This window comes from Bacillus sp. NMCC46 (genome assembly GCF_002998465.1).
In the GTDB taxonomy this organism is placed as follows: Bacteria; Bacillota; Bacilli; order Bacillales; family Bacillaceae; genus Bacillus.
In genome coordinates this window covers 355318-371699 of the sequence record NZ_PVQZ01000004.1, presented here as the reverse complement: position 1 = coordinate 371699, position 16382 = coordinate 355318, and the positions used below count along the sequence as shown (strand labels likewise).

Genomic DNA, 16382 nt, shown 5'->3' with positions numbered 1-16382 from the left:
ACTAAAAAACGATATCACAATTTTTGGAAGAATATAATCATTTCTGCGAGGTGATTGCCAAGAGGTAATAAAAAGGACCTAAGGTCATGTGATGTACGAAATTGTAATGGTGATTGAATGTTTTTACAAATGATTAAAATCTTTTTTTAGTCGTCTAAAAAAGGGATATATACATTGGGTTTTATGATTATGTTCGAAAATATCACTGGTATATTACAAATAAAGTGATTTTAGGTAAACGACGGGTCGGTTGGAAGGTCGATCTATTAAAGAAAATCAGTTATGATGATGCTAGATCAAATTTGGAATAGAAACTAATAGAAGCAGACAAAAGTAAATGCCAATCACAAACACTAGTCTATTAGAAAGGACGTTGATATGAAAAAAAGATTTCAAATCTTAAACTGGCAAATCACAGTGATCATGACGACGCTGTTACTCGTTTTAGTGACTCTGTATATGTCAAAGAGATACTTTTATAGCAAAGAAATAGAGTTGCTGACAGAATCTTGTCAACAAGTAGGCGGCAAAATCATATTAGAAACAACTCGTTTTTCGATGGATTATTCGTTTGAGTGCCAGAAAAAATAGAACAGGCAGCTTTCTGCCTGTTTTTACTCCAATTAAAAACCTAAATTTTGCAGCCATTGATTTAATCTAAATTCTCGATTCTCGGCAGTTGAGTCATCATATCTCCCTAAATGTAAGCTGGCTGTTATTTCTCCGTCATTCATAAACATGATTCTTTCAGAACGAAGAGCAACCTTTGGGTCATGTGTGACAAGCAGTAGTGTTGCTCCTTCAGAATGGATTTCCGAAAATATATTCATCACTTCCTTCGTTGCATTAGAGTTAAGAGCACCTGTTGGTTCATCAGCGAAAAGAATGTCTGGTTCATTCATAAGCGCTCGACAGATAGAGGCTCTCTGAAGCTGACCTCCTGATACTTCTGACAAATATCGATCTGCTAAATGATCAATATCAAGTTTTTCCATTAAATATTTAGCTCGTTCATTCATTTCTTTTCTTGGCTTTTTCTTTGTTAAGTAAGCGGCAGCAATGATGTTGTCAAATAGATTAAGATTTTTTAGTAAGTGGCTGTGTTGAAAGACAAATCCCATATCTGTTAAGCGCAGAGCAGTTAACTGTTTGTCTGTCATTTCTGATAGTAAACGGCCTTTATATTTGATCTCTCCTGTTGAGGCTGTCTCTATCCCGCTAAGCTGATAAAGCAAGGAAGTTTTCCCGCATCCGGAAGGCCCCATAATGGTCACAAATTCCCCAGGCTTTATCGATAAATGGATATCTTTAAGAATGATTTGTTTCTGTCCTTTTAAAGAATCGATTTGCAAAGACAATCGCTTTGTTTCAATCAAGTGTTCCATGTGAAACATCTCCTTATGAAAGTGTATGACGTGTAGTTTGATTAGTAAAAAACGTCTTCAATAACGAAGCGGTTAAAGCTAAGCTGACAATCAACAGTGTGATTGGGTACACAACTGACACCCATTGTGGTGCCAGCCACTGCAGGCTTGATGCCCCTAAGGATGCTCCACCTACACTCATCAAAGCTGGTCCAATCGTATGGGCAGCGATCGTACCAATAAAGGTGCCCAAAGAGATAACGACGATAAAACTTGTGATATATTGTGCTGTTACATCTTTTTTAGAAAATCCAATCATTCTTAACATGTGGTTTCGACTTGAATCTTTCGTTTTTAACATGTGCAGAAACATGAATAGCATCAAACTGGCGGTTCCAAAAGCAGCTAATGTAGACAAAAGTGCAACGATTTTTACTAAAGAGGCTGTGCTGCCGATTGTTTGATGAACGTATTCTTTCATATCTGTCACTTTTGCAGGAGATATCCCTTTTTCAAATACTGTCTTTTTCTCCGCAATTTCTACTCCTTGTTTTAGTTGGATTTGAATGGTTTTCCAAAGGGCTGATTGAGAAAATGGCTGTGATATTGCTTTTGCTGTTTTGCCGCCGTTGGTGACATCCTGATAAATGCCAGTCACTGTTTTTTGAATTTCATGCCCGTTTGTTACGAGAGTAATTTTTTCTCCTACCTTTTTCTGGAGTGAATCTGAACTGAGCACTGATAAGGCAATTTCTTTATTCTTTAAAGGCTGTCGCCCTTGTAAATAGGTGAGAGGAAATGCTGAGAGATTACCTGTTTCTAAATAGAGTGTTTCTAATGTATTATCCTTTGATTTTGCCTGAAGAGAAGTTGTTTCATATATAGCTGATGTATGAATGTCCGGATCTTCACGAATCATTGATTCTATTTCATTTGTATTTTCCTCTAGATGATTTCCTTGTCGTATATCAATTCGAAGGTCACTTTGACCAGAGCCAAGATATGTGATGAAATCCGGCGATTGTAAGGTGTGCCATAGCTGAATAGGCAGCAGCATCAAAAATGTACAAAGCGCGATAATACAAGTAATCGTTGTGTACAACTTCTTTCGTGATAACAGATCTTTTAAACCAAGCCAAATATTGACCGGTATGAACCTGTTTTTCTTGAGATGTAGGGGTATTTGTTTTTTATCATTCGTTGAAATGGCGCCGCCTTGAAGTGCTTGAGCGGCTGATACTCGGCCAAACTTTCTTAGGACAGCATAGCTGCAAGAAATGACGATCATTGCTATCACTATAGAAACACAAAGCGGGATGAACCAAGAAGTAAAAGAAGGCTGATTCCCCATGTAGCGCTGAATATTGGTCGTAAACAAATCACCAAATAAAAGCGTTAACCCATAACCTGCTATACACCCTACACAAGCAAGCACGGCATACTTTCCAACGTATAATTGCTTGATTCTTGTTAAAGGAATCCCAAGCACCTTCAGTATTCCAATTTCACGTTCATCCTCTTCTATAGAAGCTGTCATAGCAAGATGGAGAGAGAGAAGGGCTATACCAATGAGCAGCATGCAAATAAGCAGGAGAATGGCAATCACCATTCCATCTGTCAATGCATTCAGCATACGCAGCAAAGGTAATGTGACAGCTGGACCTTGTTGTGGAAGCTGTGATGACTGGTAGATTGCTTGAAAGGCATCTGCCTTCACGGCATCATGCAGTAAAAATTCAATTAAATATTCCTTTTTATGAAACACTTGATTCATTGCGTCCCAATCCTTGTGATGAAGAAGGAATCTTTTCGAACTAACAAGACTGGGGTTCATTTGTGCATCTCGCAAGAACGCTTTGATGCGGAAAGAGAATTGATTAGACCCTTTCCCAATTACTAACGTTTCTCCTATCTTGAGATGATACTTTTGTTGAAAATAGATAGGGATAGCCACTTCACCTTTATTGACAGTGAGCTTTTCATTTTGTTCATTTAAAAGAAAATCAAAATGACGATTTTGTTTTACAAATAAATGATCCATCACACCTGCTTTGGCGGGTTTGTTTCCGAACTTGATGTTTGCATGTTCAATTGGAATCATTGGAACGATTTGATGTGCTTTTACCATGGACTGCTTGTTTGAAAATGCTTCAATGTCTTTTTCATTTAGGCTGCCGTCATGCATTTGGACAAAATCTGGTGCCTTGGCTGAATGGAGCAGATTAGAAATGGAACCATTCAGCTGTACTGTCATTTGAGCGGCGTTTGTTGCGAGAAATGATGTCAACATAATACAAATGGTTAAACCGATGGAAATGAGACGGTGGCGGGTTAAGTCTTTCTTTATAAACGTCAGTCTCATGAGGCTGATTCTCCTTCATGTTGAAGCATATTTTTTGTTAAGTAGGCAAGGGCAAACATGAAAGTGCTGACTATTAGCACCGTCACATACATGTTGGCTGAAAACGTATTGAACAAGAATCCATACATCATTTGACCAAGCGGGGCAGCACATTGAGAAACCATTGTCAGGTTTGCCATCACTTTTCCTAATTGACTATTTGGCGTTTTCTTTTGAACATGTGAAATCACAACGATTGAGATCATTGTAAGCAGCATAGCAATTGGAAGACATCCTGCTAGAAAGAGAAAATAAGCTGGATAAGTGCCAAATTGAAGAGCTGTGTTGGATGTTGAGAATGCGACAGGTAGCAAGATGATCGCGATGACGATCAGCCAGCGATATAAAATAGGTATCTGCCAATGCTTTGCTACAAGTCCAACTAGCAGAGCCCCTGCGATCACAGCGAACTCAATCAAGCCCATGCCTATTCCATACATGATGTCACTGCTTTTCATTGTGACCCTTAAAATGATTGGACCACCCACGATAAAAAATGGCGTGAGGATGAAATTTAACATTGCAGCAAGCAGCATGGCTCTTTTTAAAAATGGCTGACTGCCAATATAGGAAAATCCTTGTTTCATATCTTTTACGAGCACTTTGCCCATAGTTTCCGTTAGCGGGCTAGGTGAGAAGGATATGTTTAACCGTAAAAGCATGCATGCTGATAGAAAAAACACGATAGCACTGGCACCTATGATGGATTGACTTCCAATCAGTCCGTACAGAACCCCGCCGATAATAGGAGCGAGAACACCTGAAAGTGCCTGCACGCCATTGACGATTCCGTTTGCTTGTTCTAATTGTTCCTGTTTTACTAACTGTGGAATGCTGGACATCACAGCAGGAGCATAGAACGTACTCATCACACCAAGAAGCACCATGACTGCTCCGATCATATAGAGTGAATCATTTCCTGAGAATAACCAAAAATAAAAAGCCAGAATCATGATGCCGGTGAGAACATCAAATAAAATCATCAAGTTCCTTCTGTTAAACCGGTCAGCGATTGCGCCTGCTAAGGGAGAAAGAAGGAGTGGGACATTGGATAAAGCGAATAGTAAGGCATATAAGTCAACACGCTGGGTCATATCCAGCACGTGTAAAGATAGAACAAACCGAATTAAGGAAGAACCAAAAACGGAAATAATTTGTCCGAGAACGAGGTACATAAAGTGGGATGAACCTCTTTTGGATAACAAAGACATGAGTATCACTCTCCTTTTAGACCGACCGTCAGTCTATAATGTATGCAGGATTGGTATTGAAGTGACCAATCACTGATTCTTTTCATCCAGCTCTCCAGTTAATCGCTTTAGAAGAAAGGAGAAGCTTCCCTTTTCTGCATGTAATGAGGATTCGAGGATATCGATAAAAGCTAAAGCGTGTCGTATACTTTCTTCGGCTGTCCATTGAAAAAGGCCCTCATCAAATATGACCTGTGCAGAAGCAAGAAGGAATTCAACCGTTTCTTGCGGGAACTTTGTTTTGAATGTTCCTTCTTCCACCCCTTGCTGAATGACGTCTGCCAATACGGGTGATAGTTCTTTAATCGCTTTGATTAAGCTTTTTTGGTGCATCTCCGCATTAGAAGGCTGATGGAATTGTTCAATCATCCCCTGTTTATTGCTTCCTTGCTGAGGCGATTGTGCCATGATGATACGAAATAGTTTGTCGACGACTGGAAGGTCTGGCTCAGCCGCAATACGCTTTGCCACGATGATATCTGCTTTGATGATCCTGTCAATAATGGCATCCATCACTTCTTCTTTGGATGAAAAGTAATAATAAAAAGTGCCTTTTGCAATGCCAACAGCTCTCAGAATGTCGATAATCGTTGTTTGCTGATAGCCTTTGGTAGAAAAAAGCTCTTCTGCTGCATTTAAGATGTCATTTTTACGTTCTTCAGGATGTTTAACGGTTCTCATAAAACCATCCTTTCTTTTGACTAGACTATCGGTCGGTCTCTTGATTTGATTAAACACTTTTCAATGTACCTTTGTCAATGCCTCATTTTTAAACATATTGCATTTATTGTGCAATGACACTATGATACATTGAATGAAAACACTTTCAGGAGAGATGCCTCATGCAATTTTTAACCACTGAATTGGCACAAGAAATGGTTGAACGTACGATGCGTATTTTAGATAAAAACATCAATGTGATGAATGCGGATGGTGTCATAATTGGTTCTGGTGAACGAAACAGGATTGGTCAGAAACATGATGGTGCACGACTTGTGCTGACAAGCGGAAACAGTATGGAAATTGACCATGAGGCGTCCTTACGCTTAGAAGGAGTGAGACCTGGAATCAATTTGCCTATTTGCTTTCGTGAACAAGTAGTTGGTGTGATTGGAATTACTGGTGAGCCAGAGGACATTCGGCATCATGCCGAGCTGGTGAAAATGGCAGCTGAGCTTGTGTTAGAGCAGTCTTTTCTGCTTGAACGAATTCAGTGGCGGCAAAGAATAGAGAGTGAAATTGTCAATCAGTTAATTTCTGATTCGGACGTTGGTGATCATCAGCTAAAGAACCGAGCTGCATGGCTGGGAATGGATTTAGATAAGCGCCGAATGGTCATCGTTTTTCAGCCAGTTCCATCCTCGGAAGACGCTGTGCATAAAATGATGCATGCGATTCAATACGATAAGAATGCGGATGATTTGCTTGGCATGACCTTTCGTCATGAATTGGTTCTTTTAAGGCAGCCAATCCCTGATCATCGTTTAAAGCATGTGGCAGGGCAGCTGCAAAGAACAATGGAAAAAGCAGTAGGAGGTCAGGTGCTGGTGGGGATAGGGACTGTCGCCGACGACATAAGCCGACTGCCATTGTCCTTTGAGCACGCAAGAGATTCCTTGCGGTTGGGGAAGGCTCTTCATCCGGAGGAAAGTATTTATTTTTTTAAATCTTATCAGTTGGAAAGGCTATTCCTCACTGCAGGAGCTGTTGAAGAGGAGATTAGATGGACTGACTTTTACAACCCATTAACACAGGAAGCGGAGCTCGCCCAAACATTAAGGATTTACATTGAAGAGGGCGGTGATTTACAAAGAATTGTTGATCGTTTATTTATTCACCGGAATACTTTGCGATATCGTTTAGATAAAATTCAAGCATTGACCGGAAAAAATCCCCGTCATGTGAAACAGTTGATGGAGCTTTATATGGCGCAGTTGATGAGTCAACTATCTTGATTGTGCATATGCACAATGGAATGAAGGGATAAATTAAAAAAATTCATCTAGATTCACAACCCGATTCCCACTAGTAAACGCTTACAATTGGAGAAAGACATTTTGGGGGAGATCGAGGATGAGTGGAGATGTGACAGTAAGTACACTGGGAGCCGTGACGGCGCTTGTGATAGCGATTGTTCTTATTCTAAAAAAAGTATCACCTGCATATGGCATGCTGGCAGGTGCCTTCATAGGCGGCTTGGTAGGCGGTGTAGATATTGTTCAGACCGTCAACGTCATGATGGAAGGCGCTAAGGATATGATTCCGGCTGTCCTCAGAATTATGGCGGCAGGTGTACTAGCTGGCGTTTTGATTGAGTCGGGTGCAGCTTTAACTATCGCCGAGGCTATCGTGAAAAAGCTTGGAGAGGCGAGGGCGTTATTAGCACTCGCACTGGCAACCATGATTTTAACAACAGTGGGCGTTTTTGTAGATGTAGCTGTTATCACGGTAGCACCCATTGCACTTGCCATTGCCAAACGGGCAAAGCTGTCGAAAACGGGGATTCTACTTGCCATGATTGGAGGCGGGAAGGCAGGGAATATCATGTCACCGAATCCGAATGCCATTGCCGCTTCTGATGCTTTTGGTGTACCGCTTACTTCAATGATGGCTGCGGGTGTCATCCCGGCTGTGTTTGGATTGGCTGTTACATATGTGTTAGCCAAAAAGCTTGCAAAAAAAGGGACACCTGTTCTTGAAGAGGAAACTGCGCAAAGCAAAGTTCAAGTGCCAGCTTTTTTTCAAGCACTTGCGGGTCCGCTTGTCACCATTTTATTGTTGGCTTTAAGACCGCTTTTTCAAATCAATATAGACCCAATGATCGCCTTACCGATCGGAGGCATTGTAGGCGCTCTTTTCATGAAAAAAGGGAAGTTTCTCAATGATTATGCGATGTCGGGGCTTCATAAAATGTCGGGTGTAGCGATTATGTTATTGGGGACAGGCACACTAGCAGGAATTGTATCGAATTCTTCCTTAAAAGATGTGTTTATTCAAGCACTCGAAGCATCGGGATTACCTCCGTATTTACTTGCACCAGCTTCAGGGATATTTATGTCAGCCGCCACCGCTTCGACAACAGCAGGAACGGCGGTAGCGAGTGGCGTATTTAGCGGTACATTAATTGGCCTTGGCGTATCTGCTCTTTCAGGAGCAGCCATGATTCATGCTGGGGCAACAGTGCTAGATCATATGCCGCACGGGAGCTTTTTCCATGCCACAGCAGGAAGTGTTCAAATGGACATCAAAGAGCGGTTGAAACTCATGCCTTTTGAATCGTTAATTGGTTTGACATTAACCGTCGTATCGACCATTATATTCGGCGTTTTCCAGTTGTTTGGCTGATGACATTTGATAAGAAACGAGGGGCTTTAGGATGAAAATTGTTATTGCACCAGATTCATTTAAAGAAAGTTTATCTGCATATGAGACAGCATGTGCCATTGAACGAGGATTTCATGCGATTTTGCCAAACGCTGAATATATCAAACTTCCAATGGCAGATGGAGGAGAGGGAACTGTTCAATCGCTAGTTGATGCGACGGGCGGGCACATTGTCAATCAAGTGGTCACAGGCCCGCTTGGGGAGCCTGTTGATGCCTTTTTTGGCATGTTAGGGGACGGTCAGACTGCCGTCATAGAGATGGCCGCAGCCTCTGGGTTACACCTTGTTCCGCAAGAAAAACGCAATCCCTTATTCACGACATCGAGAGGAACAGGGGAATTAATGCTTGCGGCACTGGATCAAGGAGCGAAGCATGTCATCATTGGGCTTGGCGGAAGTGCAACAAATGATGGCGGCGTTGGGATGATGCAAGGATTAGGTGCGGCTTTTCTTGATAATGCAGGACAGGATCTGTCGCCAGGCGGTGGAGCCCTTCATCAATTAGCTTCTATTGATCTATCTGGACTTGACCCAAGACTGCAATCCGTTCGGCTGGAGGCAGCTTGTGATGTGGACAATCCTTTAACGGGTGAAAGAGGAGCATCTGCTGTATTTGGTCCTCAAAAGGGTGCTGATAAAGAAACGGTTCAAGTGTTAGATAAAAACTTAGCTCATTTTGCACAAGTAGCAGAAAAACAGTTCAATGTATTTTTTGAAGGTGTAGCAGGGGCAGGAGCGGCAGGAGGACTTGGTGCGAGTTTATTAGGCTTTTTACACGCCGATTTGCAAAGAGGAATTGATATTGTGCTGAAGGCAGTTCATTTTGATGATGTCATCAAGGAGGCAGACCTTGTCATTACTGGGGAAGGCCGGATTGACCAGCAGACCATTTATGGAAAAACGCCAATTGGTGTAGCCAAAGCAGCAAAGCAGTATAACCTGCCTGTGATTGGTATTGCGGGCTCCCTCTCAAAAGACAGTGCAGTTGTACATGAGCATGGAATTGATGCACTTTTTAGTATCGTTCCAGGTGTAACTTCTCTTTCTGAGGCGATGAGAGATGGGGCTCTTCATGTAGAGAGAACCGCTCGGAATATTGCGGCTGCTATATCAATTGGAAGAAATAAGTAAACGTTGAAAAATGTTTCCTTTTCTATCACAATCCTTTCTATAGAAATGTGGTAAAATTGTATGAAATAAAATAGAAAGTTGGAGGAAACACAAATGTCTAATCTACCGAATTGTCCTACATGCAGTTCAACGTATACTTATGAGGATGGCAGTCTGCTGGTTTGTCCTGAATGTGCGCATGAATGGTCGCTAGAACAAGAAGAAGCGGCAGAGGAGCAGCTTGTTGTCAAAGATGCAAATGGAAATCTGTTAAGTGACGGGGACACGGTCTCTGTCATTAAAGATTTAAAAGTAAAAGGTTCTTCTTCCGTTTTAAAAATAGGGACGAAGGTCAAAGGCATTCGTTTAGTGGAAGGCGATCATAACATTGATTGTAAAATTCCTAGCTTTGGCGCAATGAAGTTAAAATCAGAGTTTGTGAAAAAAGTATAATAACGAAAGGAGGCTGTCAGTAAGAGGCCTCTTTTTATTTCTTTATTTATAGGTGAAAGGAATAATCTTAAACAGAATTCCATACATATATACCTGTTGAAAAAGGTTCATTTTTTAAAAAAATCAAGCCTCTTTTCACATAAAAAATTGCTGTTTTCTTAACCCTACCTTAAAAAAGGCAGATGATTCGCTAAATTTTGCCTAATCCCCTTCACAACTTTTGGGCATTGCTGTACCATATGGAAGTGTTCTTCTATTTTTAACGGATCATGGTGTTTATCAGGAAATAGATGATAGATGATACTTAGACAAAGAAGGAGAGGTAACGTGACGAACGTTTTAGAACTGCATAATGTATCTAGGCATATTCACGGGAAAAAGATCGTTCAAGACTTGAGCTTTTCTGTCCAAGCGGGCGAAGTCTTTGGCTTCTTAGGACCAAACGGCGCAGGGAAAACAACAACCATTCGCATGATGGTCGGTCTTTCTCCAATTACATCTGGCGACATTCTGATTAATGGTCATAGTATTCAATCCTCATATCAGCATGCCATCCAAGATGTTGGTGCCATTATTGAAAACCCAGAAATGTATAATCACTTAACAGCCAGACAAAATCTTGTTCACTTTGCCAGAATGAATGGGAAAGTGGATGAAGGGCGAATTGATGAGCTGCTAGAGCTGGTCAGCTTACAGCACGTGAAACATAAGCGTGTCCGTACGTTTTCATTAGGAATGAAGCAGCGTTTAGGCATTGCGCAGGCTCTTATACATAGACCGAAACTGCTGATATTAGATGAGCCGACCAATGGACTTGATCCAGAGGGAATTCGCATGATACGAGATTACTTGAGAAGGCTGGCAAAGGAAGAAGGGCTGGCTGTTATTGTTTCAAGTCACCTCATGTCAGAAATGGAATTGATGTGTGATCGTTTTGCGATTATCCAAAAAGGAAAGCTGATTGCGATTGAGGATCAGCGTACAGAGACGAATCAAGACGAACTGGTCAATTATCGAATGAAGGTCGCATCCGGTGAGCTGGAAGAAGCGCAGAAGCTCATTGGTGTATTTGAGGAAGGCACGACTGTAAGAGAAGAGGAGCAGTATTTATTCTTCTCCTTGCCAGAAGAGAAAATGCCGGAATTGATTCGTCATTTGAGTGACGCGTCCATTCATTTGTACGAAATCAAAATAGAAAAACAAACCTTAGAAGATAAGTTCTTAAGCTTAACAGGTAAAAAGGAGGCAGACGTATGATTCGCCTCATTCAAAACGAGTGGATGAAGATCAGTTATCGTGTTGGAACTTGGATTATGGTTGGACTTCTTGTTTTAGGTATGATTGCTACACTGATCTTTGCACTTAAAACAAATGACGAAGATCAATCATCCGGAGCTTGGAAAGACCAACTAGAAATGATGAATACTGAGAACAAGAAGGAACTCAAAGAAACAGAAAATGGTTTCTTTAAAAGAAGCCTTGAAAAAGAGATCGCTATTAATGATTATCGAATCAAGCATAACTTACCGCCAGCTAATCAGTTTAGTGACAGTGTATGGGATTATGTGAAAACAAACGCCAATTTACTTCAGCTTGTAGGTGTGTTTGTGATCATTATTGCTTCCACCATTGTCTCGGCTGAATACAAGCATGGTACAATTAAATTATTATTGATTCGCCCACCATCAAGGCTAAAGATCCTAATATCTAAATATATTACGGTGCAGCTATATGCTCTTTTACTTGTTGTGGTACTGTTTATCTTGTCATTTATATTGGGTGCCATTTTCTTCGGCCTCAACACTGATTATGTGAATTTGGTCTATCAAAATGGTGAAGTGATTGAACGTTCGCAGTTTGCAAATATGGTCTTTTATTATCTTGCTCATTGTGCAATGTTTGTCGTACTGGGAACACTTTCGTTCGCCATTTCTACAGTATTTAGAAGTGAAGCTATCTCCATCGCTATTAGTGTGTTAGCTTATATTGTGGGTGGATCAATTACAGGTATTTTAATGCTCTTCTTTGATTGGGCAAAATATTTGTTATTTGCAAATGATCCATCTCAATATTTTATGGAAGAGGTTACTCTTATCGAAGGTATGTCTCTAGGATTCTCATTAACAGTCCTAGTCATCTATTGGGCTATTTTCTTGGCGATTGCCTTAATTGTCTTCCAAAAGCGAGAAGTGAAAACAGGCAGTTAATTTAACTTTTTAGGAGGTTTACACATGATTAGACGGAAAGGTGAAAAAATTATGGGGATTATTAGTATTGTCCTCAATGCCATTGGTGTTGGATTTGGAGCATTAATTCTCTCCTTAGGTCCATCATTTTATGATCAAATCAATGAAGTGTTACAAGAGGAAGGAGAAACATTGCCGATTGAAACGCTTCAGGCTTCGGTTAATGCATTTGGTACTCAGTTCATGGTCGTTTCCGCAATTGCGGCTGTGCTATCGATTGTCGGTGTGATTTTCTTGAAAACAGACCGCCGTGCCGTGCTTTCAGGTATTCTTTTCTTGGTGTCTGCTGTGACTCTTTTGATTGGAACAGTCGGCCTTGCATTTGCTCCAATGGTTCTATTGTTTATCATTGGATTGATGTCTCTTATTAGAAAGCCGAAAACAGACATTCACACGAGTGAATATCCTTCATAAATACAAAGAAAAAGACATGCGTCGTTGTACGCATGTCTTTCTTTTTTAAATGATACCGATCAGCATCGCCACGAACAGAAGGATAATACTGAATCCCCACATCCAAAAGAAGGAGTAGCGGATATGTTTCCCCATATCGACTCCCGCAAGACCTATCGCAAGCCAAACGGCTGGAGCGAGTGGACTGACAAAGGTTCCGATGATGTTTCCAATCATCATGGCATACGCAGCGGAAGTGCCCGACACGCCAACCTCAGATGTAATCGATTCGACAATTGGAAGTAGAGCATAATAATAGGCGTCTGTGCTTGTCAGCATATCCAGCGGTACCCCAAACATCCCAACAATGATATGTAAAAATGGAAGCAGGAAAGCAGGTAGAATCTGAATGCTGTCCACAGCAATAGCTTTTAGCATGCCCGTTCCTTCGAGAATTCCTAAAAATGAACCTGCGGAGAAAATAACGGCAGCCATCATGAGTGCACTAGGTGCATGCGCCTTGATTCTCTCCATTTGTACATCCACTTTCGGATAGTTAATTAATAGTGCGAGAGAAAGACCAATCATAAACATATAACTAGCCGGAATCACGTTGAGCACAAGAAGGACAACAACGGCTACAAACAGAATGAAATTCACCCAAATCAAGTGATAACGTTTTAAAGCGGCATCACCTGTCTCGCTAATGGATTGAATAGCCCGGTCCCAATCTGCGCCTTCTAATTGAACAGCAGCGATTTCATTTGCGGCGATTTTGACCCGAATGCGTTTTTCTTCTCTTTTTCCTAAAATAAATGCCATTCCTAATACGAGAACGACCCCAATGAGCTGAATGGGAATGAGCGGCACCCAAAGTTCAGATGGGTCCATATTAAGGACACTCGCTGCCCGTCCTGTGGGGCCAGCCCACGGCACCATATTCGTTAAGCCGGCACTTGTCCCGATCAATAACAGCAATAAGTACGGACTCATATGTAATTTTTTATAAAGTGGAAGCAGTGCAGGTACAGTTAATAAAAATGTAGTCGCTCCTGCTCCGTCTAAATGAGCGATGACTCCTATTAGAGCTGTTCCCATCGCAACCGTGACAACATTTCCCTTTGTCAGTTTAATCAGTGTTTTTATTACAGGTTCAAAGAACCCTGTATCTTGTAAAATACCAAAAAATAAAATGGCGAAGATGAACATGGTCGCCACTGGCAGTACTTTGATAATCCCCTCTTCAAAGAAAGATTGAATGTCATTGATTCCAAATCCTGCGATGAATGCCCCGATTAAAGGCACCATGACCATGGCAACAATTGGACTTGCTTTCCCCCAAATCAGCAATACAACAATCGTTAAAATAATCAATAATCCAACAAACGTTAACATAAGTCCCTCCCCCTACAATAAACCGTTTACATTTTCTTGCTCTTTTTATGACAATGCAGTCCCATATCTGCATTGAAAAAAAGGGTATCAAAAATATGAGTATTAGGCAACCGCTTTCATACCTATACAATGGTAAAAAAGGATGGTGAATCCATTCACGGCGCGGTATCAAACATGTCAAAAAATTTAGATAAAATATAACGATTCAAGGGCATTTCTACAAGCAAATATATTTATATAGGTATTTGGAATCGTTAAAATAAAAGAAGCGTCCAATGAATGAACGCTTCTTTCAAATTATTTTTTCAAGATGACGTACTCGTAAGGGTCAAGCTGAAGCTGGTCTGGCACCTGCTCTTCAGACAGCATATTTTCATAGCTTTCCGCTGAATCTAGTGATATGTTCTGCTGCTCTTCTGTAAAATTCATCATAAATACATAGTCCTGCGACCCATCTGTTCGTTTTTGTACACTAACTCCCTCTGGAATCACAGATGATAGGACGGGCTGTATACCCATTCCTGCGATGAGATCCTCGTAGAACTCATCATAAAAAATCTGCTCATTTTCGGAAGCCATATAGTATGCTTTTCCATCTCCAAAAGGATGGACAGTAAGGGCTGGCTGTCCTTCGTAGCAGCCATTCTCAAAATGCCCTAACACAGAGGCCGTTTCAGGATGAATGGATTCGCAATATTGCCCGACATGGTAGGTGCGTCCATTCCCTGTGGTTATTAACACATGTTCATCTGGCATCAATGTGTTGATTTCCTCAGCCCATATGCCAAGTACATGACGGAGAGGGCCGGGGAAACCACCGAGGAAACATAGGTCATTTTCGTCGACCAGGCCGCTCCAATATGTCGCGATAAAAATACCGCCCTTTTTGACAAAGGCTTCGATTTTTTCTGCGACGCCTGGTTTGATCATGTAGAGCATTGGAGCAACCAGCACACGATAGGATGAGAAATCCTTTTCCATGCCGACAATGTCAACAGGGATGCCTTTTTTCCAAAAGCTTCGATAGTGAGTTTGACAAGCCTCTACATAGCGTTTGTTTGTATTATTTAAGCCTTGTGCATCATCAATGGCCCAGTGGTTTTCCCAATCGTATATGATGGCGACTTCTGGTTGTACGGACGTGCCCGCAATGGGCTGCAGCTGCTCCAATTGTTTCCCTAGATCAGCGACTTCTTGAAACACGCGCGTATGTTCGTGCCCGGAATGATCGACTACGGCGCCATGGAATTTCTCGGAGGCACCTCGGCCTTGGCGCCACTGGAAGTAAAGCACGGAGTCTGATCCGTGGGCAATCGCCTGTATGGCAGAAAGGTGTGCCATTCCTTTGTGTTTGACCTTATTCACTTCATGCCAGTTCACAAGGCTCGGTGTACTCTCCATAACGAGAAATGGCTGACCGTCCTTTAATGAACGATATAAATCGTGAACGAAGGCGACGTTTGACGCTAATTCGGAGGTTGTTTCCCTGCCGCTATGCCATGCTGGATAGCTATCCCATGAAATCACGTCGACCTCTTTTGCAAATTGATGATAATCCAGCCCAAGGAATGGGCGCATATGCGGGTAGTCGCCCATAAAGTTGGTGGTCACTGGGATATGAGGCGTCAATTCCCGCAGCGGTTCAATTTCATTTTGATAAAAATTGATCGTTTGCGCTGTGACAAAGCGTTTCCAGTCTAGGTTCATCCCGTGAATCATGTGCTCCCCGTGCGGTGCAGGTGATTCGATTTGTGACCAGTCACTATACGTGTGGCTCCAAAAACCCGTCCACCATGCTTGATTCAAAACTTCAAGGTCATGATTGTATTTGTCTTTCAAATAGTCCCGAAATGCTTCCTGGCAAAGATCACAATGACATTCGCCGCCGTACTCATTCGAAATGTGCCACATAATCAGTGCTGGATGATCCTTGTAGCGTTCAGCCAGCAGCCGGTTGAGTGTATTCGTTTTTTCTCGATAAACCGGAGAGGTGAAGCAATGATTATGGCGCAGTCCATGTAAATTACGCTGACGGTTCGCTTCGACGCGCAATACCTCTGGATATGCTTGTGACAGCCAAGCAGGTCTTGCCCCGCTTGGCGTTGCGAGAATGGCGTGAGCCCCCTGAGCTGCCAAGCGGTCCATGATGTCATCCAGCCATGCAAAATCATACTGCCCTTCTTTTGGCTCTAGCTTACTCCATGCGAAAATGTTGATGGAGAATGTTTGACAGTGTGCAAGCTTCATTAATCGAAAATCTTCGTCAATGATCTCCGGCATATGGAGCCATTGATCTGGATTATAATCGCCACCATGCAAAAAGCCTTTCACATTTGGGTGAACGAGTGGGTAACGCTTTCCCATTTTGTCACGTCCTATCCTTTT

13 protein-coding genes are annotated in these 16382 nt (G+C 41.8%); 7 read left to right on the top strand and 6 right to left on the bottom strand.

The window, feature by feature from the left end; all coding sequences use genetic code 11:
• Positions 1 to 623: 623 nt before the first annotated feature.
• The 4 genes from C6Y01_RS13975 to C6Y01_RS13960 form a co-directional block, all read right to left on the bottom strand.
• Complete coding sequence (locus C6Y01_RS13975; RefSeq protein WP_106038344.1) at positions 624 to 1385, bottom strand: ABC transporter ATP-binding protein; 762 nt, start codon at positions 1383 to 1385, stop codon at positions 624 to 626.
• 13 nt (positions 1386 to 1398) lie between these two features.
• Positions 1399 to 3726 carry an ABC transporter permease gene (locus C6Y01_RS13970; RefSeq protein WP_106038343.1) on the bottom strand — a complete coding sequence of 776 codons (2328 nt, stop codon included), beginning with the start codon at positions 3724 to 3726 and terminating at the stop codon, positions 1399 to 1401.
• Positions 3723 to 4976 carry an MFS transporter gene (locus C6Y01_RS13965; RefSeq protein ID WP_034660538.1) on the bottom strand — a complete coding sequence of 418 codons (1254 nt, stop codon included), beginning with the start codon at positions 4974 to 4976 and terminating at the stop codon, positions 3723 to 3725. Before C6Y01_RS13965 ends, C6Y01_RS13970 begins: the two co-directional genes overlap by 4 nt.
• Before the next feature lie 69 nt (positions 4977 to 5045).
• Positions 5046 to 5696, bottom strand: a complete 651-nt coding sequence (locus tag C6Y01_RS13960) for a TetR/AcrR family transcriptional regulator (RefSeq protein ID WP_106038342.1) — start codon at positions 5694 to 5696, stop codon at positions 5046 to 5048.
• Between the two features lie 161 nt (positions 5697 to 5857).
• Here C6Y01_RS13960 and C6Y01_RS13955 point away from each other — a divergent pair, with 161 nt between their 5' ends.
• The 7 genes from C6Y01_RS13955 to C6Y01_RS13925 all read left to right on the top strand — a co-directional run bounded on the left by C6Y01_RS13955 (position 5858) and on the right by C6Y01_RS13925 (position 12623).
• Entirely contained in the window at positions 5858 to 6970 is a 1113-nt protein-coding gene (locus C6Y01_RS13955; protein WP_106038341.1) for a CdaR family transcriptional regulator, read from the top strand.
• A 118-nt stretch (positions 6971 to 7088) separates the two neighbouring features.
• A complete protein-coding gene (locus C6Y01_RS13950; protein ID WP_106038340.1) occupies positions 7089 to 8360 on the top strand; it encodes a GntP family permease in 1272 nt (423 codons plus the stop codon).
• 31 nt (positions 8361 to 8391) lie between these two features.
• On the top strand, positions 8392 to 9531 hold the full coding sequence (locus tag C6Y01_RS13945) for a glycerate kinase (protein ID WP_034660534.1): 1140 nt from the start codon (positions 8392 to 8394) through the stop codon (positions 9529 to 9531).
• Positions 9532 to 9624: 93 nt separating this feature from the next.
• Positions 9625 to 9963 (top strand): zinc ribbon domain-containing protein YjdM, encoded by a 339-nt coding sequence (locus C6Y01_RS13940; RefSeq protein WP_034660533.1) that lies wholly within the window; start codon positions 9625 to 9627, stop codon positions 9961 to 9963.
• A gap of 327 nt (positions 9964 to 10290) precedes the next feature.
• Complete coding sequence (locus C6Y01_RS13935) at positions 10291 to 11220, top strand: ABC transporter ATP-binding protein (RefSeq protein WP_034660532.1); 930 nt, start codon at positions 10291 to 10293, stop codon at positions 11218 to 11220.
• Positions 11217 to 12170 carry an ABC transporter permease gene (locus C6Y01_RS13930; protein ID WP_034660531.1) on the top strand — a complete coding sequence of 318 codons (954 nt, stop codon included), beginning with the start codon at positions 11217 to 11219 and terminating at the stop codon, positions 12168 to 12170. The genes C6Y01_RS13935 and C6Y01_RS13930 overlap by 4 nt, the downstream gene beginning before the upstream one ends.
• 24 nt (positions 12171 to 12194) lie before the next feature.
• Complete coding sequence (locus C6Y01_RS13925; RefSeq protein ID WP_034660529.1) at positions 12195 to 12623, top strand: DUF4064 domain-containing protein; 429 nt, start codon at positions 12195 to 12197, stop codon at positions 12621 to 12623.
• 45 nt (positions 12624 to 12668) lie between these two features.
• Here C6Y01_RS13925 and C6Y01_RS13920 read toward each other — a convergent pair whose 3' ends face one another.
• Both C6Y01_RS13920 and C6Y01_RS13915 read right to left on the bottom strand, forming a co-directional pair.
• Entirely contained in the window at positions 12669 to 13997 is a 1329-nt protein-coding gene (locus C6Y01_RS13920) for a CitMHS family transporter (RefSeq protein ID WP_034660528.1), read from the bottom strand.
• Positions 13998 to 14294: 297 nt separating this feature from the next.
• Entirely contained in the window at positions 14295 to 16361 is a 2067-nt protein-coding gene (locus C6Y01_RS13915) for a beta-galactosidase (RefSeq protein ID WP_106038339.1), read from the bottom strand.
• Positions 16362 to 16382: the final 21 nt, after the last annotated feature.